Source organism: Hyalangium minutum, from assembly GCF_000737315.1.
Lineage (GTDB): Bacteria > Myxococcota > Myxococcia > Myxococcales > Myxococcaceae > Hyalangium > Hyalangium minutum.
Genome location: NZ_JMCB01000001.1, coordinates 692,279 through 712,244 on the forward strand (window position 1 = coordinate 692,279; position 19,966 = coordinate 712,244).

Consider the following 19,966-nt stretch of genomic DNA (forward strand, 5'->3'; position numbering starts at 1 on the left):
CCCCCTTCGAGGTCTGCCTTGCCCTTCTCTCCCGATCCCTATGCCGCGCTTCGCAACGCCGCGCGCTACGTCCGGCAGTTCCGCCGGAAGACCTTCGTCCTCCTGGTCGACGGCCCGATGCTCGGGGATGCCCGGCTGCGGCGCGCGGTCTGCGAGCAGATCGCCCTGCTGTGGACCTTCTCCATCCAGCCCGTGGTGGTGCACGGCGCCGGCCCCGAGCTGAACACGCCCTTTGACGCCATGTCCGCCAAGGTCCGCATGGACCTGCTGGCCGACCTGCAGACAGCGGGTGTGCCGTGCGTGGGCCTGAGCGGCGTGGACGCGGGTCTGCTCAAGGCCCGGCGGCGCAACGGGGAGCCGGGCTCCGAGTCCTCCTGGGAGTCGAACAAGCCGAACAACTACAGCCTCGTGGGCGACATCGAGTCCGTGGACACGCGGCTGCTCCAGCACCTGCGCACCGGGGACTACGTTCCGGTGGTGGCGCCGCTGGCGGGTGATCCGTCTGGCACCGTGTACAACGCCAGCGCCGACACCGTGGCCGCCACGCTCGCGGTGGCCCTCGGCGCCGAGAAGCTCTTCTTCCTGCTGCCCACCCCGGGGCTCCTGCGCAAGCCGGAGGATCCCGCTTCGCTCGTGCCGCAGGCCACGCTCACGGACCTTGCCGCGCTGGAGCAGGAGGGCCAGATGTCCGACAGCACGGTCTCCAAGGTGCACGCCATCCGGTCCGCGCTGGTGGGCGGGGTGACGAGCGTCCACCTGGTGAGCGGCATGCTCCCGAACGCCATCCTCGAGGAGGTCTTCACCAACGAGGGCAGCGGCACCATGGTGCTGCGCGAGGCTCCGGCTCGGGGTAACGGATGACGCCGTCCGCCCTGCTCGAGGCCTTGGTGGCCACCCCGAGCGTCTCCGGACAAGAGGGACGCATCGCTGATCAGGTGTCCACCTGGGCTGAGGGTTGGGGTGCGCGCGTGCAGCGCCAGGGCCACAACGTGTGGTTCTCGGTGGGCAGCGGGCCTCGGCGCCTGCTCGTCAACTCGCACCTGGACACGGTCCCCCCGTGCGCCGGGTGGACGCTGGAGCCGCAGGTGCCAGTGTGGCGCGAGGGCAAGCTGTACGGGCTGGGCAGCAATGACGCGAAGGGCTGTGTCACCGCCATGCTGCTGGCGGCCCGCGGCCTGCTGGAGAACCCGAGCGCCCTGGAGGGCCGGGGCGAGGTGGTGTTCGCCTTCACCGCCGAGGAGGAGACCGGCGGCAAGGGGCTGGGCACGGTGCTGTCCACGTTCGGGCCTCTGGACGCGGCCGTGGTGGGTGAGCCCACCAGCCTGAAGCCCTGCACCGCCCAGCGCGGGATGCTCCTGCTGAAGTGCGTGGCGCATGGGCGCTCGGCGCACGTGGCCCACGCGCAGACCGCGGACGCTCAGAACGCCATCCACCTGGCCGCCCAGGACATCTCCACCCTGGCCGAGCTGCGCTTCCCGCCGCACCCGCTGCTGGGCGAGGCGCGGGCGCAAGTGACTCAGATCCAGGGCGGGCTGGCGCGCAACCAGGTACCGGACCGCTGCGAGTTCTTCGTCGACATCCGCACCACGCCGGGCATGGAGCACTCGGCGGTGGCCACCCACCTCGGGGGCGTGCTGCGCAGCGAGGTGGTGGTGCACTCCGCGCGCTACCTGCCGAAGGCCACTGCCTCCACCGAGCCCATCGTCCGCGCGGCCGTGGCGGCGTCGGGCGCCGGGCCGGTGGGCTCGAGCACCGCGTCGGACTGGGCCTTCCTGGGCAACCTGCCCGCGGTGAAGGTGGGCCCCGGCGACACCCTGCGCTCGCACAAGCCGGACGAGTACCTCGCCCTCACGGAGCTGGAGGCCGGTGTGGCCTTCTACCAGCAGCTCATCCGCGGCTACTTCCAGGAGGTGGCCCATGGCTAACGACATGCTCTGGGCCAAGGGCCTTCCGCTGGATGCAGCGATCCACCGCTTCACCGTGGGAGACGATCCCTGGGTGGACCTCGCCCTGGCGCCGCACGATGCGCTCGGCAGCGCGGCCCATGCGCGCATGCTCGCCCGCGTGGGGCTGCTGCCCGAGGCGGACATGAAGGCCCTCGTGGGTGCGCTGCACGCACTCCACGACGAGGCGCGCGCGGGAGCGTTCACCATCCGTCCGGAGCAGGAGGACGGCCACACCGCCCTGGAGGCGGCGCTCGTGGAGCGCGTGGGCGAGCCGGGCCGGCGCATCCACCTGGGGCGCTCGCGCAATGATCAGGTCCAGCTGGCCCTGCGGCTCATGCTGCGCGAGGAGGTGCTGAAGCTCGGCGCCCAGGCGGTGGAGCTGGCCGGGGCCTTCCTGGACTTCGCGCAGGCGAACGCCACCGTGCCGATGCCCGGCTACACGCACATGCGGCGCGCCATGCCGAGCACCTTCGGCCTGTGGGGCGCCGCCTTCGCCGAAGGTCTGCTCGAGGAGCTGGAGGCGCTGCGCGGCCTGTGGGCGCGGCTGGATCGCTGCCCCCTGGGCGCGGCGGCGGGCTTCGGCGTGCCGCTGCCCATCGATCGCGAGTACGTGGCCAGCCTGCTCGGCTTCTCGCGCGTGCAGCGCAGCCCCATCGACGTGCAGAACAGCCGCGGGCGGCACGAGACGGCCACGCTCACCTGGGCGTGCTCCGTGGCGGGCGGCCTGGAGAAGTGGCTGTGGGACGTGGCGCTCTTCAGCACCGAGGAGTTCGGCTTCCTCGCGCTGCCGGATGCCTTCACCACCGGCTCGTCCATCATGCCGCAGAAGAAGAACCCGGACGTGGTGGAGCTGGCCCGCGCCCGCTGCCGGGAGCTGCGGGGTCTCGCCAAGCAGGTGGAGGAGATTGCTGGAGGCCTGCCCTCGAGCTACCACCGCGACTTCCAGCTGCTGAAGCGCCCCACCCTCACCGCGCTGGGCTCGTTCCGCGAGCTGCTGGACGTGCTCACCCGCCTGGTGCCCGTGCTGAAGATCCGCGCCGAGGCCGCCGCCCGCGCCAGTGACGACACGCTGTACGCGGCCCACCACGCCTACGTGCTCGTCGGCAAGGGCCTGCCCTTCCGGGATGCGTACCGCGAGGTGGCCCACCAGATCAGCGACGGGAATTTCCACCCGGATCGCGCCGCGCTGACGGCCACCCACCTGGGCGGCGCCGGCAACCTGGCCCTGGAGCAGATCCGAGCCGAGCTGTCCACCAGCCGCTCCTGGCTCACCGAGATCCATCGCACGCTCGCCGAATGCGCAGGGCGTGTTTGGCAGTTGTAGGCAGTACTTCCGCAGTTGCAGCAGTGAGGACCTCGAAGAACATGAACAAGAAACACGTGGTGCTGGCCTTCTCCGGCGGTTTGGACACCTCTTTCTGCGTGGTCTATCTGCGCGAGCAGGGCCACACGGTCACCACCGTCACCGTGGACACCGGCGGCTTCAGCGCGGACGCGCTGGCGCGCATGCCGGAGCACGCCGCCCGCCTGGGCGCGGTGGCGCACCACACCATCGACGCGCGCTCGCTGCTCTTCGAGGACTACCTGCGCCACCTGCTCGCCGGCAATGTGCTGCGCGGCCAGGCCTACCCCCTGAGCGTCTCCGCCGAGCGCGTCTGCCAGGCCACCGAAGCGGTCCGCATGGCCCGCCAGGTGGGCGCTCAGGCCCTGGCCCACGGCTCCACCGGCGCGGGCAATGATCAGGTCCGCTTCGACGTGGCCTTCCGCGCCCTGGCCCCGGACCTGGAGCTCATCACCCCGATCCGCGAGCTGAGCCTCAGCCGCGCCCAGGAGATGTCCTTCCTGGCCGAGCGCGGCATCCACCTCCCGGCGAAGACGGGCGCCTATTCGGTGAACGAGGGCATGTGGGGCACCTCCGTCGGCGGCAAGGAGACGCACGACTCCTGGAGCACCCTGCCCGAGGCCGCCTACCCCGCGGGCGTCATCCCGGCCGATCTCAAGCCGCGCACGCTGGTGCTCAGCTTCGAGAAGGGCCGCCCGGTGGCCCTCGACGGCAAGGCGATGGATCCCGTGGCGCTGATCGCCGAGCTGAACGCGGTGGGCCAGCCCTACGGCGTGGGCCGTGGCGTGCACCTGGGTGACACCATCCTGGGCATCAAGGGCCGCGTGGGCTTCGACGCTCCCGCGGCCATCATGCTCATCACCGCGCACCGCGAGCTGGAGAAGCTGGTGCTGTCCGGCAAGCAGCTCTTCTGGAAGGAGACGCTGGGCAACCTCTACGGCTCGCTGCTGCACGAGGGGCACTTCTTCGATCCGCTCGCGCGCGACTTGGAGGGGTTCCTGACGTCCTCGCAGGCGCAGGTGACGGGCGAGGTGCGGCTGACGCTGCAGCCGCGCGCCCTCGTGGTGGAGGGCGTGCGCTCGAAGCACTCGTTGATGGACGCGAAGGTGGCCAGCTACGGCGAGGCGAACCACTTGTGGACCGGCGCGGAAGCCGCGGGCTTCGCGAAGGTGTACGGCGTTGCTCAGACCCTGGCCCTGAAGGTGAAGTCATGAAAGTCCACATCGATAAGATTGGCAGTGTCACCCGGAACCTGCGGCTGGGCCGGACCGTCCACCTCACCTCGGACATCCAGGCGGTGGAGGGCGCGGTGATCGCCGCGCGCATCCACGGGGAGAAGTCCACCTACAACCAGCTCGAGGACGTCCACGGCCGCATGGTGACGCTGCACGGCGGTGACATCGTCGTCGGCGCGCTGGGCCACCGCAACGCGCTGCACGGCTACGAGGGCGTGGTGCCGGAGAAGGTGGTGGCGGGCCAGAAGCTCCACATCCTGAACATGGGCGGCGTGATTGGCCAGTGCACCTCGCACAACCCGGGGGTGGGCACGCCCTTCGAGGCCGAGGTGCTGGGCCAGGTGCTCATGTTCCCCGAGTTCCAGTCGCGCGCCGGTCAGCCGGCCCACGTCCGGGCCGGGGCGCTCAAGGGCTCGTCGCAGCCGGTGAAGGTGCCGGTGGTGTACGTGGTGGGCACCTGCATGAACGCGGGCAAGACGTACGCCGCGTGCGCCATCGTGCGCCAGCTGCATCAGGCCGGCTACCGCGTGGGCGGCGCCAAGCTCACCGGCGTGTCGCTGATGCGCGACACGCTGAGCATGCGGGACTCGGGCGCGGAGGTGGTGATGGACTTCACCGACGCGGGCACCGTGTGCACCAGCCCGAAGACGGCGGCGCAGGTGTCGCGCGTCATCCTCTCCGAGCTGGCCGCCGCGGACGTGGACGTCGTCGTCGCGGAGACGGGCGATGGCATCATGGGCGAGTACGGCGTGCAGTCCATCCTCGAGGACTCGGCGCTGCGCGAGCTGGGCGCCGCCTGGGTGCTGTGCGCGAATGATCCCGTGGGAGCCGCCGGTGGCGTGCGCCACATGAAGGAGACCTACGGCATCCAGGTGGATGTGGTGGCCGGGCCCGCTACGGACAACCGGGTGGGCATCCGCTTCGTGGAGCGTGAAGTGGGGCTGCCCGCCCACAACGCCCGTGCGGACGCCGCCGGCCTGGGCGGACTCATCGTCGAGAAGGTTGCACCGCGTATCGCGGGGAGGAAGAGCTGATGAACAAGGTGCACGCATACATCCTGGGTGCCGCCGGTTTCCCCGGTGGCGACCTGCTGCGGCTGCTGTCGGGACACCCGGCGGTGGCGGCGGTGCGCGCGGTGTCCCAGCCCCACGGGGACATGCCCTTCTACAAGGTGCACCCGCACCTGCGCGGGCTCGTCGAGGGCAAGTTCGACGCGGCGCCGGACTGGCGCTGGCTCACGGACTCTCCGCAGCCGGTGGTCTTCTCCGCGCTGGAGGAGGAGGAGCTCGCCCGGCAGCTGCCCGCCCTGGAGAAGCAGTGGGCGGAGCTGGGGCTCTCGGAGCGGCTCATCCTGGTGGACCTGTCCCCGGACTTCCGGCTGGACCACCCCGGGCGCTACGCCGCCACGCATGGCCGCCCTCACCCGTCTCCGGATCTACTGGAGAAGTTCGTGTACGGCCTGCCCGAGTGGCGCCGCGACAAGCTGAAGGGCGCCAAGCGCATCGCCAACCCGGGGTGCTTCGCCACGGCCGTGCAGCTCGCGCTGCTGCCGGTGGCGTCCACGCCGGGGCTGGGGATGATCGCCGCCTCGGCGGTGACGGGCTCCTCGGGCTCGGGCGCGCTGCCGGGCGAGGTGACGCACCACCCCACCCGCGCGCATGACTTCCGCGCCTACAAGCCGCTGGAGCACCCGCAGGAGGCGGAGATCGACGTGATGCTCGTGGCGCACAAGGCCGTGCGCCACCGGCTCACCTTCGTGCCGCACTCGGCGCCGCTGGTGCGCGGCATCTTCGCCACCATCCAGTTCGAGTGGCCGGAGAACGGTGGCGGTGTGAGCACGAACTCGCTGACCGAGGTGTACCGCCGCTACTACGCCACCTCGCCCATGGTGCGCGTGGTGGAGGGCACGCCGCGGCTGGCCTCGGTGGTGGGCAGCAACTTCGCTGATATCTCCGTGGCCACGCGTGGGCGCACGGTGGCCGTCATGGTGGCGCTCGACAACCTGGTGAAGGGACTGGCCGGACAAGCCGTGCAGTCCCTCAACGTGGCGCTCGGCCTGCCCGAGGACACCGCCCTGCGCCAGGCCGCGTGCTTCCCCTGCTGAGTGGCGCTTGAGGAGGGCTGCCGTGAACAACGGCAGCTCTCCCTACGCTTCCTCGTCGGGCAAAAGCGTCAGCAGCAGCTCGTCGTCGGGCCCGAGCGGGCGCCAACCGGCAGGCGGCGGATGAGCGAAGAGCGCATCTCCCGCCGCGTCGACTCGCTTCTTATGCGTTTCCGGGGTGTAGGTACGCCAGCGAGCCAGGACAAGGGCGACATCAAACCGATTGGAGCCGTCCAGCACCGCAGGCCACCCGTTCGGCAGGCGCTCGGCCAGCTCGCGCACGAACTGCCCACGCGTCAGGCGCGTCAGCCGATGGCTCCGCTCCGCCTCAGCCACCAACCCGCTGAACACCTGCACGGCATTGATGTCTTCTTCTCCCAATTCGTCGGCCAGCGCGAGCAGCGAGGCCATAGGTCGCGCCTCTGCGAAGGAGGTGAGTGACTCGAAGCCGCGCTCACGCACCCGCTCGTAGAGACGGACCTTCCAGTTGCCCTCCCAGGAACGGTCCTCACTCATCGCCTTCTCCCGGCAGCGAAGTTCATCGGGATGTCGTAGAACCTCATGCGCTCCTCGACGAACTCCAAGACTTGGTTTCGCGTCAACATCCGGCCAGCTTCCAACGCAGCTTCGCGCAGCGCCTCCAATGGTACCTCTTCCGAGAGGTGACGTCTGAGGTAGGATGCCACGTGGTGAGCCACAGCTCTCCCCGGCTCGCCCAGGGGCTTCATGAAGCACATGTCTACCGGCTGGGAGCATCATTTCTGCCTGCCTCCGGGGACACGAGTGCAGGACTGGCTCGTGGAGAGTTGCCACGGCCACGGTGCCTTTGGCGTCGTCTATCGCGCCGTCCGTATCGGCCACGAGTCCGATGGTCCCGTGGCCCTCAAGATGGCCCTCTTCCCCTGGGATCCCCGCTTCATGAGGGAGGTGGCGCTGCTGTCGCTCGTCCACCACCCCAGCGTGCCGCGCCTGCTCGGCCATGGCTTCTGGCGCCGTCCCCAAGGCACCTTCTTCCCCTTCATCGTCATGCAATGGGTGGAGGGCACGCCCCTCTATGAATGGGCGCGTCAGCACCGTCCCTCCCCTGCTCAGGTGGCACTGCTGCTCTCTCAGTTGGCCCGCGCGCTCGAGGCCACCCACGACTGCAGAGCGGTCCACCGCGACGTCAAAGGGGACAATGTCGTGGTGAGGCACTCGGACGGCCGCGCCATGCTCATGGACTTCGGCGCCGGTCACTACCAGTCCGCCGCACGGCTGACCTTCCAACCGCTGCCTCCTGGCACTCCTCCCTATCAATCTCCCCAGGCGGCGCAGTTCGAGCGGAACGCAGAGAACCACCCCGGCGCCCGGTACCTCGCCGGGCCCGCAGACGATGTGTTCGCCCTGGGTGTCACCGCCCATCGGCTCCTGACCGGTGACTATCCCTTCTCACTCGAGCCTCCTTTGGATGGGGTGCCATCAGCGCTCCGAGCGCTGATCGTGCGCATGCTCTCGCTGTCTCCCGAGGCGCGCGGCCCGGCGGGCGAACTGGCCGAAGCACTCGAAGCCTTCGCAGCGCAGGAGAAGATGCCACTTCCGCCGGAGAGTTCCACCCGCTCCCGTTCACGGCATCAACGCCGCGTGTGGAGGGCCGGAGGTGTGGGGGCTTTCGTGAGCTTGCTGCTGGCGCTGGGGGCCTGGCAATTCACGCACTCGCGCTCCCCTCAGGCCTCGCTTACCACCCAAGCCGTGGACACGGACCGGCCGGACGCGGACACCACCGGTGTGGCGGAAGCGGCTTCGAAGACAACCGAGGCCTCCGCTCCACCGCCTCGCCAGCCAGAGGCGATCCACCAGGACCCGAACGCCGAGCCATTGCCGGGACAGTTACGGCCCACCGAGCGAGGCCAATGCCCGGGGGGAAAGCAGGTCCCCATCAACGGAGGATGCTGGGTGGAGGTCCCCTCGAAAGATGCCGCAGAGTGCGAGGCCAATGGGTTGGTCTTCATCCAGGGCCGCTGCTACGCCCGGGCGTTTGGCCACCGCCGCAAAAATCCGCCCACCTCCGCTCCTGCGGACTCCCGGTAGCGCAGAGACGTGGGCTCCTCCGCTACCGGTCGTCAGGGCTCACTGGTGAGCCTTGGCCGCCTGGAGGTTCTCCCCCAGAAGTCCGGTCGTCAGGGCTCACCGGTGAGCCCTGGCCGCTCGCTCATATTTCGACCAGCCCTCCTGGTTGGCAGCGCTGATCCCCTGAGCCAGAACAGCCCTTGTAAAAACGGTCACTTGCCCAGAGGGAGGAGTGGCGCAGGCCATTCCCCCTCCCTGGGAGAGGTGCGATGCGCTCTTCTGGGCTATCCCGCTGTGCGCATCTATCCGATCGAGCCCTACGGCAACGTGAGCATGGCGCTGCTGGTGCTCGCGGTCGCGGACGGCACGACGAGCGTCAACCACCCCCGCTCCGTCCTCACCCCGGGCATGTGCTGAGCCATGAGCCGCAGCACGTAGTCATTGCCCGACGTGAGCAGCCCCGGAGGCAGCCGCACGCTGCGCTCATCGGGCCCCATGTAGATGCGGGCCACATTGGTGAGCAAGTTGATGTCCGCGTTGTAGCGGGTGATTTGGAGCACATAGCCCGTCGCCGAGCCCAGGGCGGGTGCGTCCCAGGTCACCAGAGGCGTGGCCGTCTCCAGGATCCGCGAAGTCGTCGCGGACACCCCATCCACCTGGAAGGAACGCGGCAGAGAAACGCGGGGACGGACGGGGGTCGACCCGAGCTCACTGACCGCCTCGGTGGAGAGGAAGCTCTCATTCGCCCGCACGGTGCGGCTCCCGTCATGCTTCGTCACGTTGAAGGAATAGGTGCTGCTGAACTGGGCCATCGGCTCCCAGCCCATGGGATAGGGATTGCCGAAGGACAGCTCCTTGACCACCGGCACCTGCGGCGAGTTGCGCAGCGGTGCGTAGTCCAGCATCGGGTTGACGGAGTAGTCGAACCACCCCTCCTGGGCCGTCCTCAGCGTGGGATACACGTCCACGAAGCCGGTAACGGAAGGGGCCCCCGTCGTGGAGGCGATGCGCAGCGCATTGAACTCATCCCGCCGCCAATCGAAGCGCACCGTCTGCTCGGGCGCCGGCTGGAGGGTGGCCTCCACGGAGAACACACCCCCATTGAAGGCAAACGGGTTGAGCTGGGCCGCTCGCACCAGGGACGTGTAGGCCCGGGGCGCCCCACCTTCCGGCTCTGGCCCCGCGTCACGCTGCTGGGTCTGCACCACCCAGGCGCTGTCACCCTGCGCTGGGTCGAACCGGGGGACGTTGCCGTAGTCCGAGTTGTACCTGGCCTCCGTGGTCATGAGCGACGTCTGTCCCTCCGCCAGTTCCTGCGGAAGGGAGAAGGAGCCGCTGTCCTCGATGTCCAGCGAGTGGAAGCTCAGCTCCGAGTAGTTGTTCCAGTTCGGATCCGGGTCCGGCGCGAGCCCCAACAGGTTGAGGCTGGCGCTCACGGGGTTCGGGAAGAACACGCTCCCGCGCCCCGGCCGGCCGTACAGCCGGGTGCTGATGTCCACCGAGCGCCAGGAAACAACGAAGTACTGCGCGCTGTTGGACTTCACCAGGTAGGTGCCCGGCGGAACATCGAAGCGGACGACGCCCGGCGCCATGACGACCCCAGGGACCGGTGTCCCGCCATCCTGGGGCACCAGCTCCGCGGGAGCGGCGGTGAAGTCCCGAGGTTGGAACTCGAGACCCTTCCTTGCGTAGAAGGCATCGTTCTTCGTCAGCAGCATCGAGACGTTGGGATCCACGATGATGCCGGCATCGGGAGGCGGCGGCGGGTTGCACGTGTCCGGTGGCTCGTCGCACTTGGAGTCCTCGTCATGACAGCCCACGGCCCCCAGCGACAGAACCAGCGCGAGGAACCAGGGAGCCGTTGAGAACAGGCCGCGGACGCGGGGGAACAAAGACATGGGGTGAACCTCCTTTTTCAAAGCGCGCGAAGCTCGCAAGCGGCCTGGAAGGTGTCCACCCACGGAGAGTATCTCCGGAAGCAGAATGTCCACCTCACAATGCTGAGGGCCCGGCAGACGTCACTTCGATGGCGCTTCCCCCGCCGTGCGCAAGAAGAGGAGGACGTGGAGGCTTCCCGCGTGGGGAGTGACTTCCACCCTCACCTCCTGCGCCTTCTTCCGGAACACGAACGGCTCCTCCGCTCGGTACCCGGCGCGGGAGAGCTGCTCCTGGTACCAGGCCTTCACCTCGGCCGCCGGAGCCTGCACCTCGTAGCCCAGGGTCTGCGCGCCCTCGAAGTCCGCCTGAAGCAGGTTCTTCGCTCCAGGGTAGACGGGCACCGAAGGAGGCGCCGTGGGCCGCCGGGCGCCCAGCCGCGCCTCGCCGACAACCACCTCCGTGAGCCCTCCCGCCTGGGGCGTGAGGATGACGGTGTACGAGGTGAGCGTCCGCGTGTTCAGCGCGGTGAGGTGAGGCTGGGGCGCCAGCCGCTGCTGCTTCCGCTCGATGTAGAAGCCCGCGTCCGCGAAGGCCTGCCCGAAGTGCCTCAGCAGGAACTCCACCTTCTCCTTCGAGGTCACCACCCGGAACCGGACCGGGATGCCGCCCACGTCCATCTTCGCGGGCACCTCCACCACGGACACCTGACCCGGAACCTGCCACTGCAGGGGATCCTCGGGAGGCGGAGCGCTTGCCTTGGCCGGCGCCGCAGCCACCGCCAGCACCAGCAGCGCGCTCAGCATCCCAGCAGTCCCAGGAAGCACTCTTTCGACGGGCGGCGCTTGGCGGGCCGGTCCGGCACGCCTCCCGTGTTGCGGTCGCGATCCACCGCATCCAGCGCCTCACCGGCGGGAGTGTCCGGCTCCTGGTAGTCGTCCTCCTCGCCGCGGTAGCTCATGAAGAAGCCGCTCTCATCAATAGGGCTGTAGCCCACGAAGACGCGCGCGAAGTCCGACGCATCCCGCCCCGCCGAGCGGTCGTTGTTGTCGAACACCTTCCTCACCCCGTAGTAGTAGGCCGGGTTCTCGCCGCACGGCACATCCGGCTGCTCGGGCCGCAGGGGGCACTGGCCGCTCACGTCCGTGTCGGCGAAGGCGAAGTCTCCCAGGAGGATGGCATAGCGGCCCTTGCACTCGCCGTTGATGGCCCGCCCCGAAGCGCACGCCTTCATGTCCCGCAGCACCGCGTGCTGCTCCTTGAAGAAGCCCGAGTCCCCCTCCAGGAAGGTGGTGGTCAGCGAGGGCAGCGTCTGCAGGCGTGCGTTCGCGGTGCACGACACGCCGCCCACGTTCTCGTAGACGCCATCGAGCACGCTGTCCGTGGCATTCCCCAAGTCCGGGGTGGTATCCCCCTGGTTCCAGTCGCCCTGCTGAGGCACCATCAAAATGGGGCGCAGGCTGCGGGGCACGTCGAACTCCACCCGGTCGTCCACCTCGCACTGCACCTCCAGGCTGTCGATGCGCGTGAAGACGTGGGTGATGCTCGAGCTGTTGTTGCTGGAGCGGCGCCCGTCAAAGTCGCGGTAGCGAGCGTTGGCATCGCGCGTCACGGCCGGAGCAATGTTGGGGAACATGGAGAAGTCCCCAATCTTGTCCTCGTTGGGCATCATCTTGTGCACCCGGAGGGCGGTGGCGTCCCACAGCGGGGAGACAGCCGCCTCATGCACGCGCAGGGACAGGTAGCCCACCTCGGCGAAGTGGATGCCGAACGCCACCACGGTGACGAAGATCATGAGGCCCAGCACCATCTCCGCCATGGCCTGGCCGCGCCGCCTCGAGGCTCGCATCAGTGCACCCCCTTGTAGCCGGCGCGGACGAGCTCGCTGAAGGCCTCGGCCGCCACCCCGCCCACCGTGTTGGGCACGTCCGTTCCGCCGCGCAACAGCTTGCCGCCGATGTCCGCGTCCGCGGGGACCAGGGTGGCGCGCCAGAACGGGTTCCACAGGTTGGGCGGCTCGTCCCAGTGGCCGCGCCGGTGGTAGTAGGCCAGCCCGGTGGCCAGCGCCTGCTGCACGCTGATGTCCGTGCCGTTCGCCAGGTGCCAGCCATGGTTGTCGAACTCGCTGGCCTTGCCCGGCGTGAAGCTGAAGGTGAACTGCAGGTACCAGGGCTCGGATCGCAGCCCCCGCTGCTTGTAGTCCCGCTGCACGAGCGCGAAGAGCTTGGGCTGCGCCCAGAGGTTGTTCGCCGTATCGTCCGCGGTGTTGTACGTGAAGCCGCCGAAGAAGGTGGACGGCTGGTCCTCGGGCCTCACGTACATCAGCGTGTGCCGGAACTGTTTCTCCATGCCAGGATCCGCCACGCCAAGCATCGGGCCTCCGGGCGTCCACCAGTGGTCGTCGGAGTTGTCCAGCTTGTCCGTGGACTTCACGCCCGCGGTGGCATTCACGACGAAGGGCGCACAGCCCGGGAAGGTGATCTCCACCTCGGCGTGATCCTCGGCCCAGGTGTAGTGGGGCAGGTCCGCGCGCCCCCCGTGCCCCAGCTTGTCGCCCCAGTAGGCACTGCCTCCCTGGTTGATGACGCGCAGCCGGGCGCCTGCGGTGGTCAGCCGGCCGAGCACCCCGCCGTCGCCGCCGGTGAACGCGGGCATCCCCTGGCGGCGGGTGATGAACTCGTAGCCTCGGGTGGCCATGGCCATGTCCAGGGAGAAGTCCTCGCCTCCCGCGATGGCATGGTTCAGCTCCGCGAGCGACACCGCCGTGGGGCCCGCGTGCAGCTCGTTCGGCCAGGCGCTGCCCTCGGAGGCCAGCTTCGCGTACTGCTGGGCGAAGGACTTCGGCCCGCCTGACACCGACTCCTGGAGCTGCTCGACGAACTTGCCCTGCAGGTAGGCCATGTAATAGCCCAGCACCTGGATGTTGTAGGCCTGCACACCCGCCAGCGCGTCGTGCTTGTTCCACTTCTCCTGGATCTCCGCATTCAGCTCGTCCAGCGGCTGGAGGACGGCGGCGGCGGCCTGGCAGTTGTTGGCGGCCATGCGAGCGGCATTGAGGTTGGCGCGCGTGACGCTGGTCCAGCTGATGAGGCTCTGCACACCCGACATGGCCACCAGGTGGGCCGTCTGGGCGCGCCGCATGAGGGCGATGCTGTTGAAGGTGCGCGCGGTGGCCACCGCGTTGCTGTAGGCGGCCAGGTCCGCCACGCTCTGGGCCTCCAGCTTCTCGCGCACCTTCATGGAGAACGCGAGCGTCAGGGTCACCATCAACGTGAGGAACAGCAGCGTCAGGCTGAAGAGCACCAGCGTCTGGCCGCGAGGACTGGACCGGCTCACAGCGCCTCCGGGGTGGGGGGGCAGTTCTGGGTCACGAAGTACTGGGGCCGTGGCGGCGTCATCATCCGCATCACGTGCGTGGCCTGGAGCGGGAAGACGTACTCCCTGCGGTTCACGCGCGAGAGCAGCTCCTGCTGGATAGCAGCCCCCAGCGGGATGGCGTTCCGTCCCCGCGTCCAGGCAGCGGTGCGGACGGGCTGGAGCGGATCGGCCCCGGTGTAGTTCCGCAGCCCCATGTGCGCGAGGAACATCCGGGTCAGCACCCAGTCAGCGAAGGGAACGCGCAGCGGGTACCAGAAGACGATCCGCGCCTCCAGGCGCACCACGTCCTGGATGGACTGGTAGCGCGCCGGGTCATCGAAGTCCTCTTCCTCGGTGGGGGAGATGTCGCCGAGCAGCGGGCTCGAGCGCGCCACCCAGACGATGTCGCCGCTGAAGCCCATGTCCAGGTGGGGCTTGTACTGGTCCTCCTTGTGCTCGCGGAAGGCGGCCCCGAGCGCGGCCGGGGAGTCCGTCCGGGCGAAGGAGGGCAACAAGGTGGCGATGGCGGCGTGGGTCATCGCCTCGCAGTCGCCGTGCTTGACCACGCCGGTGCGGACTGCGTGGAAGGCGGCGTACTCGGTGAGGATGCGGGCCTGGAGGAGCAGGAAGAGCTGGAACGTGCCAAGGATGAGGAACACGGTCAGAGGCAGCGTGATCGCTGCTTCCACCGCAGCTTGACCAGACTGCATGTCTGCAGGGTCACTCCACCTCATGGGAGCGCACTTCGCCCATCCAGTCTTTCGGCGCTATCGGACAAGTGGCCTCCTGTCAGCTGCTCTCGATTTTTCCTATATAAACAGAGAGTTCATACCTATCAGGTTCATCCTGCAAGCGGTTTCAAGACCTACTCCAGCCCACCTCTGGCGGCAGTCCGCATGCGTCACCGGGGCATCCGCCCCGGGGGATGGCAGGCCCTGAGGCCCCTCTCTCAGTGAGGAGTCGAAGCCTTCGTCTCGCCTGAGGATTCGGGGCTCGGAGCTTCACTGGCCGGAGCTGCCGGAGCCGCGGAAGGGGGGGAGTTCCCTGCGGAGGCCGCGGCTGCCCGCTCTGCCTCTCGCTGGGCCGCCTTCTCTGCCCCAAGCTCGGCCTCGCGCAGGAACTCCTGGTACTCCACCTTCCGAGCATCCGCCTGGGCCTGGGCCTTGGCTGCCCCCTGAGCCGCCGTCGCCCTCCCCTTCAACACCGCCCGGTAGCTGAGAAGCACCCCTGCCGCCAGCGCCGAGAGCTGCAGGACGAACACCGCGGGCCCGGGCCAGAGCCCCTCCAGTCCGCCCCACGCGAAGTTCAGCGCGAGGATGAAGACCTGGCCGGAGAGCACTCCGCCAATGGCCGTAGACAGCGGTTTCAGCTCGATGATGCGCGCCGCGCCGTAGCAGAGCAGCGGAAGCACCGCGAGCACCCACAGGTTCTGCAACGGGACGCCGATGGCCAGCCGAAGCCCCTCGGGCAGATCCTGGACGCGCTGGGTCAGCCGGTACGCCAGGGCCACCGAGAGCACGGAGCCAATCACCTGCGCCAGGAAGCCGAGTCCCACGACGAACTGGAAGCGGCGGATACGGACACGTACCGGGTCAAGAACGCTGGGCTTGGAGCTCACACCGACGGAGCCTACCGCAAGCCCCGCCCCAAGGCCTCATGGCTCGTCATCAAACACGTCCGCCGAGTCCCCAGCCGTGCGAGGGGGCGGCCCGTCTCCATAGAAGACCTCCTCCAGCACCAACCCCTGCGGCGGCGCCGTGGGGCCTGCCTTCGTCCGGTCCCGGGTGGCCAGCACCTCGGCGACCCACGCCTCCGGCTTGCGGCCCTTTCCCACCTCCACCAACGTCCCCACCAGGTTGCGCACCATGTGCTTGAGGAACGCCGTGCCCTCCACCACGAAGGACACCTCGTCCCCCGCCGCCCCCACCACATCCAGCCGGCGCACCTCGCGGACCGCATGCGCGGCCTGGCAGTCCGAGGCCCGGAACGAGGAGTAGTCATGCCGTCCCAGCAGGTGCCGGGCGGCGCGGGCCATGGCCTCCACCTGGAGCGGCGTGAACAGCGCCCAGTGCGTGTACCGGAGCAGCGGCGAGCGCGTGGGCCGGTTGCTCACCCAGTACCGGTACCGCTTGCCCCGAGACCAGCGGCGCGGATCGAACTCCGGGGGTACCTCCTCGGCGCTCACCACGGCGATGTCCTCGGGCAGCAGGCCGTTGAGCCCGCGCGAGTACGCCTTGAGCGGCAGCGTGCGCTCCGTGTCGAAGCACACCACCTGCCCCGTGGCGTGCACCCCCGAGTCCGTCCGTCCCGCCGCCGTCACCTCCACGGGTCCGCCCAGGAGCTTGCCCAGCGCCTCTTGCAGCTCGGCCTGGATGGCCCGTCCGTTGGACTGAACCTGCCACCCCACGTAGCGCGTGCCGTCGTATTCGAGGACCAGCTTCAGGCGAGGCATCGTGTCCGCCCTCCACGAGGCTCAGCGGTACTTCAGCCAGGCCGCGAGCAGCTCGCCCACCATCTTGTTCACGCTGACGCCCGTGCGCCGCGCGATGGCCTCCAGCGCTTCGATCTGCTCTCCGGGCAGCGTCAGGCTGATCAACCGCTCGGAGGCGCTGCGGCCCTCCCTCGACGGCGGACCCTCCCTCACGGGATTGGAGGACATGGGCGTCACCTCGTCCTCCAGCGCCAGCACCTGGTCCGAGCTCGTCGTCTGCTTCAGCCGGCCCTGCTCCTCGTTCAGCTCGTCGTGGAACAGCTGCCGCAGGAAGTTGGAGAGGTGCTGCGGCGAGGGGGTGAAGTCGTACGTGCTGAGGAACGCGTCAATCGCCGCACGCATCTCCCCTGCCGTCTGGTAGCGGCGCTCCCGGTCCTTCTCGAGCGCCTTCATGAGGATTTCCTCGACGGGCTCGGGGATGTCCGCCTTGAAGTAGGACGGGGCGTAGATCTTCCCGTCGGTGATGCTGCGCATCACCGCCACCTCGGACTCGCCGGTGAAGAGCTTGAAGCCGGTGAGCCACTCGTAGAGCACCACGCCCACGGAGAAGATGTCGCTGCGGCAGTCCAGCGGCTTGCCAAAGCACTGCTCGGGGCTCATGTAGCTCAGCTTGCCCTTCAGCTCGCCCGAGCGCGTCTGCTCCACTTGGTTGGCGGCCTTGGCGATGCCGAAGTCCAAGAGCTTCACCGTGCCGTCGAAGGACACGAAGACGTTCTCGGGCGTCACGTCCCGGTGGACGATGTTCAGCGGGTTGCCGTACAGGTCCACCTTCTTGTGTGCGTAGTGCAGCCCCGCGCACACGTCCGAGGCAATGCGCAGCGCATACACCAGCGGGAACGGAATCCCCAGCTGCTCGGCCTTGGGCATCACTCGCCGCATGTCCCGGCCGAAGATGTACTCCATGGCGATGAAGTAGCTCTCGCCAATCTTCCCCAAGTCATGGATCTGCACGATGTTGGGGTGGTTGAGCTGCGCTGCCAGCCGCGCCTCGTTCAGAAACATCTTCACGAACGTGGTGTGCTTGGACAGGTGCGGGCGGATGCGCTTGATGACGACGGGCCGCTCCAGGCCCTCGCCCTCCGTCTGCTGCGCCAGGAAAATCTCCGCCATGCCGCCCACGGCGATGCGGTCCACGAGCCGGTACTTGCCGAAGCGGACGGTGTCTCGCGAGACGTTGAGGGACGGGGAAGTGGACATCGAGGCGACTCTACCGCAGTTGGACGACGTGCACCTTGAGACCTGGAGGAGCCTCGGGCGACCACGGAAAATCGACCGGTGAGGGACCGAGCGCCAGCACCGAGCGCCCCTGCCGGCCCGCCCGCCCCACCCCTTCGAGCACCATGGCCTCGAAGCGGCGGGGTGTGAGGGTGGAGAGGTTGCAGCAGGCCACCAGCCTCCCTCCGGGGGCGACCAGGCGCGCGGCGGCCTCGGCCAGCTGGGGGTAGTCCCGGGCCGCGGAGAACCGCGCCGTCCGTGTGGTGGAGAAGGAGGGGGGATCCGAGATCACCACATCGAACCCCTGCCCCTTCTTCGCCAGGCGCCCGAGCCAATCGAACACGTCCCCCGCTACATAGTCGTAGCGGTCCACGGGCTGGCCGTTGAGGAGGGCGTTCTCCTCGCCCCAGTCCAGCACGCGGCGGCTGGTGTCGATGTTGAGCACCCGCGAGGCACCTGCCGCAGTGGCCACCACCCCAAAGGCACAGGTGTAGGAGAAGAGGTTGAGCACGGTGAGCCCCTTCACCTGCCCCAGCAGCCACGCTCGGGTCTCCCGCATGTCCAGGTACAGCCCCACCGAGAGCCCCTGGGCCGGGCGGATGAGGAAGCGCAGGCCGTTCTCCAGCGCCTCGAGGGACTCCACGGCCTCGCCTCGAGCGGGCTGCTCCGGGGCGATCACGTCCCGGGCGGTGTTCGCCAGCACCCGGGCCTCGCGGGGGCGGCGCTTGAGGTAGAGGCTGCGCGGGGACCAAGCCTCCTGGGCGGCGTCGAGCAGGGCCTGCTCCTCGACGGGGGTGAAGTCCCGGTAGAGGCTCACCACGTGGACGCCGGCGAAGGTGTCCACGGTGACGTCCGGCATGCCGTCCGGCACGCCGTTCACGAGGCGGAAGGCGGTGGTGCGTGCGTCCGAGAGCAGGGCGCCCCGCCTCTCCCGGGCGGAGCGAAGCCTGTCGACGAGGGAGGGGCTCGAGGGGCTCATCTCATCCCGAGAGGCGGGCGCGGGTCCAGATGCTGGTGAGCGCGGCGCTGGCGTCGGAGGCCAGCTCCGTGAAGTCCATGCCCAGCAGCTGGCCCTCGCGCATGGCGACGCGGCCGTTGACGAGGGTCCAGGCCACCCGAGAGCGCGCGAGCTGGCCGAGCAGGTGCGGCGAGTAGCCGGTCTCCGGGTCCGCCGTGGGCACGTAGTCGTAGACGGCGAGATCAGCGATGCAGCCCTCCACCACCGTGCCCGAGGGCGCGCTGTAGATGCGGGTGCACAGCTCCGCCGGGCCGTTCACCAGCAACTGGGCCAAGGCGCCATCCGGATCCGGCAGGCGGCCGACGCGGGAGATGCGCATCAAGCCCATGAAGGCGGCGAGCACCTCGTCCCAGAGGGTGCCATGGCCGCTGGTGCCCAGACCGACAAGGTGGTGCCGGGCGAGGACGGCCTCCAGCGACTCACCGGCTCGCTCGGAGGTGAGGTGGGCACGGGGGCTGAGCGCCACGAAAGTGCCCGTGGCCACGAGCCGCTCGGCCTCGCCCGTGTCGATGCTCCGGGCCCGCGCCCCGATGCTCCGAGGCCCCAGGAGCCCCAGGTCCGCCAGCCGGGGCACGACGCGCTTGCCGTGCCGGGCGTAGGTGACGGCGAGATCGTCTTCCCCCTCCGCGAGGTGGAAGAGGATGGGGACCTCCAGCTCCGAGCCCAGGGCGCTCACCCGGCGCAGCAGGGTGTCCTCGCAGGTGTGGGAGCTCTGGAAGCCCAGGGCGCCGCGCACCAGCGGGTGGGTGCGGTAGCGCTGGGCGAACTCCGCGTTGGCCTCGAGACAGGACTCGGCGGCGCTGTCCCCGGCAAGGCTGTGGGTGGAATGGCCCGTGACGAGGCGAATGCCGAGCTGCTGGGCCACCCGCGCCTGCACCTCGAGCGCCCGGGCGACCGTCAGCGGGGCCTCCAGGTGCTCGACCACCAGGGAGATGCCACTCCGCAGGGACTGAGCAAGGGCGAAGCGGGTCAGCGCCTCGATCTCCCCGACCGTGAGCTGCGAGGCCACTTCCTTGCGTCGCTCCAGGCGGGCCGCCGGGGTGCGCAGGAGGAAGTTACCCGTGGGGGGGAGGAGCTGGCCCCCAACGAGGTGCGCATGGCAGTCCACCAAGCCAGGGACCACGACGCGGCCCTTGCAGGCCACCTCCCAGTCGCCCGGGAGGACGGGGATCTCCGAGTCCGGGGCGACGCGGCGGATGAGACCGTCCTGCACCACCAGGGCCATGCCGGTGCGGACTCGGCCGTCCGCCCGGAAGACGGCGCAGTTTTTGAGCAGCAGGCGGCCTTCCATGCGCGCCCTCTCTTAGCATGCCCGGAAGGTAGCGTCCCCGCCGTTGCGC

Annotated in this window: 18 protein-coding genes; 7 read left to right on the plus strand and 11 right to left on the minus strand. The window is 69.2% G+C overall.

Features of this window, described 5'->3' with window-relative positions:
* The first annotated feature begins 18 nt into the window (after positions 1–18).
* From DB31_RS02555 to argC, 6 genes are read left to right on the plus strand one after another with little or no spacing between them, the layout of a single operon-like run.
* The gene (locus DB31_RS02555; RefSeq protein ID WP_044181394.1) at positions 19–861 is read left to right on the plus strand and encodes an amino acid kinase family protein; all 843 of its coding nucleotides are present in this window, start codon (positions 19–21) and stop codon (positions 859–861) included.
* Positions 858–1,925 carry a M20/M25/M40 family metallo-hydrolase gene (locus DB31_RS02560; protein WP_044181398.1) on the plus strand — a complete coding sequence of 356 codons (1,068 nt, stop codon included), beginning with the start codon at positions 858–860 and terminating at the stop codon, positions 1,923–1,925. The genes DB31_RS02555 and DB31_RS02560 overlap by 4 nt, the downstream gene beginning before the upstream one ends.
* Positions 1,918–3,270 carry an argininosuccinate lyase gene (argH, locus tag DB31_RS02565; RefSeq protein WP_044181401.1) on the plus strand — a complete coding sequence of 451 codons (1,353 nt, stop codon included), beginning with the start codon at positions 1,918–1,920 and terminating at the stop codon, positions 3,268–3,270. The genes DB31_RS02560 and argH overlap by 8 nt, the downstream gene beginning before the upstream one ends.
* 41 nt (positions 3,271–3,311) lie before the next feature.
* Positions 3,312–4,502, plus strand: coding sequence for an argininosuccinate synthase (gene argG / locus DB31_RS02570; RefSeq protein ID WP_044181403.1), 1,191 nt, complete (start codon positions 3,312–3,314; stop codon positions 4,500–4,502).
* Entirely contained in the window at positions 4,499–5,557 is a 1,059-nt protein-coding gene (locus DB31_RS02575; RefSeq protein ID WP_044181406.1) for a DUF1611 domain-containing protein, read from the plus strand. Before argG ends, DB31_RS02575 begins: the two co-directional genes overlap by 4 nt.
* Complete coding sequence (argC, locus tag DB31_RS02580; RefSeq protein WP_044181409.1) at positions 5,557–6,627, plus strand: N-acetyl-gamma-glutamyl-phosphate reductase; 1,071 nt, start codon at positions 5,557–5,559, stop codon at positions 6,625–6,627. Before DB31_RS02575 ends, argC begins: the two co-directional genes overlap by 1 nt.
* 42 nt (positions 6,628–6,669) lie before the next feature.
* On the opposite strand, the gene DB31_RS02585 is transcribed toward argC, so the two are convergent.
* Positions 6,670–7,140 carry a hypothetical protein gene (locus tag DB31_RS02585; RefSeq protein WP_044181411.1) on the minus strand — a complete coding sequence of 157 codons (471 nt, stop codon included), beginning with the start codon at positions 7,138–7,140 and terminating at the stop codon, positions 6,670–6,672.
* A gap of 210 nt (positions 7,141–7,350) precedes the next feature.
* Between DB31_RS02585 and DB31_RS02595 the strand changes: the two genes are divergently transcribed.
* A complete protein-coding gene (locus DB31_RS02595; protein ID WP_044181416.1) occupies positions 7,351–8,691 on the plus strand; it encodes a protein kinase domain-containing protein in 1,341 nt (446 codons plus the stop codon).
* A 296-nt stretch (positions 8,692–8,987) separates the two neighbouring features.
* On the opposite strand, the gene DB31_RS02600 is transcribed toward DB31_RS02595, so the two are convergent.
* From DB31_RS02600 to DB31_RS02645, 10 genes are all read right to left on the minus strand, one after another.
* On the minus strand, positions 8,988–10,568 hold the full coding sequence (locus tag DB31_RS02600; protein ID WP_044181420.1) for a hypothetical protein: 1,581 nt from the start codon (positions 10,566–10,568) through the stop codon (positions 8,988–8,990).
* 120 nt (positions 10,569–10,688) lie between these two features.
* Positions 10,689–11,351 carry a hypothetical protein gene (locus tag DB31_RS02605; protein WP_044181423.1) on the minus strand — a complete coding sequence of 221 codons (663 nt, stop codon included), beginning with the start codon at positions 11,349–11,351 and terminating at the stop codon, positions 10,689–10,691.
* Positions 11,345–12,394: a hypothetical protein gene (locus DB31_RS02610; protein ID WP_044181425.1), complete on the minus strand. Its 1,050-nt coding sequence runs from the start codon at positions 12,392–12,394 to the stop codon at positions 11,345–11,347. Before DB31_RS02610 ends, DB31_RS02605 begins: the two co-directional genes overlap by 7 nt.
* Positions 12,394–13,881: a pilus assembly protein TadG-related protein gene (locus DB31_RS02615; RefSeq protein ID WP_044181427.1), complete on the minus strand. Its 1,488-nt coding sequence runs from the start codon at positions 13,879–13,881 to the stop codon at positions 12,394–12,396. Before DB31_RS02615 ends, DB31_RS02610 begins: the two co-directional genes overlap by 1 nt.
* Complete coding sequence (locus DB31_RS02620; RefSeq protein WP_240486489.1) at positions 13,878–14,612, minus strand: TadE/TadG family type IV pilus assembly protein; 735 nt, start codon at positions 14,610–14,612, stop codon at positions 13,878–13,880. The genes DB31_RS02615 and DB31_RS02620 overlap by 4 nt, the downstream gene beginning before the upstream one ends.
* Before the next feature lie 239 nt (positions 14,613–14,851).
* Positions 14,852–15,520 carry a hypothetical protein gene (locus tag DB31_RS02625; RefSeq protein ID WP_044181433.1) on the minus strand — a complete coding sequence of 223 codons (669 nt, stop codon included), beginning with the start codon at positions 15,518–15,520 and terminating at the stop codon, positions 14,852–14,854.
* Positions 15,521–15,556: 36 nt separating this feature from the next.
* A complete protein-coding gene (gene truA / locus DB31_RS02630; protein WP_044181436.1) occupies positions 15,557–16,354 on the minus strand; it encodes a tRNA pseudouridine(38-40) synthase TruA in 798 nt (265 codons plus the stop codon).
* Positions 16,355–16,375: 21 nt separating this feature from the next.
* Positions 16,376–17,590: a serine/threonine protein kinase gene (locus DB31_RS02635; protein WP_044181438.1), complete on the minus strand. Its 1,215-nt coding sequence runs from the start codon at positions 17,588–17,590 to the stop codon at positions 16,376–16,378.
* A 10-nt stretch (positions 17,591–17,600) separates the two neighbouring features.
* Positions 17,601–18,587, minus strand: a complete 987-nt coding sequence (locus tag DB31_RS02640; RefSeq protein WP_044181440.1) for a class I SAM-dependent rRNA methyltransferase — start codon at positions 18,585–18,587, stop codon at positions 17,601–17,603.
* Between the two features lies 1 nt (position 18,588).
* The gene (locus DB31_RS02645; RefSeq protein ID WP_044181443.1) at positions 18,589–19,917 is read right to left on the minus strand and encodes an amidohydrolase family protein; all 1,329 of its coding nucleotides are present in this window, start codon (positions 19,915–19,917) and stop codon (positions 18,589–18,591) included.
* Positions 19,918–19,966 lie beyond the last annotated feature (49 nt).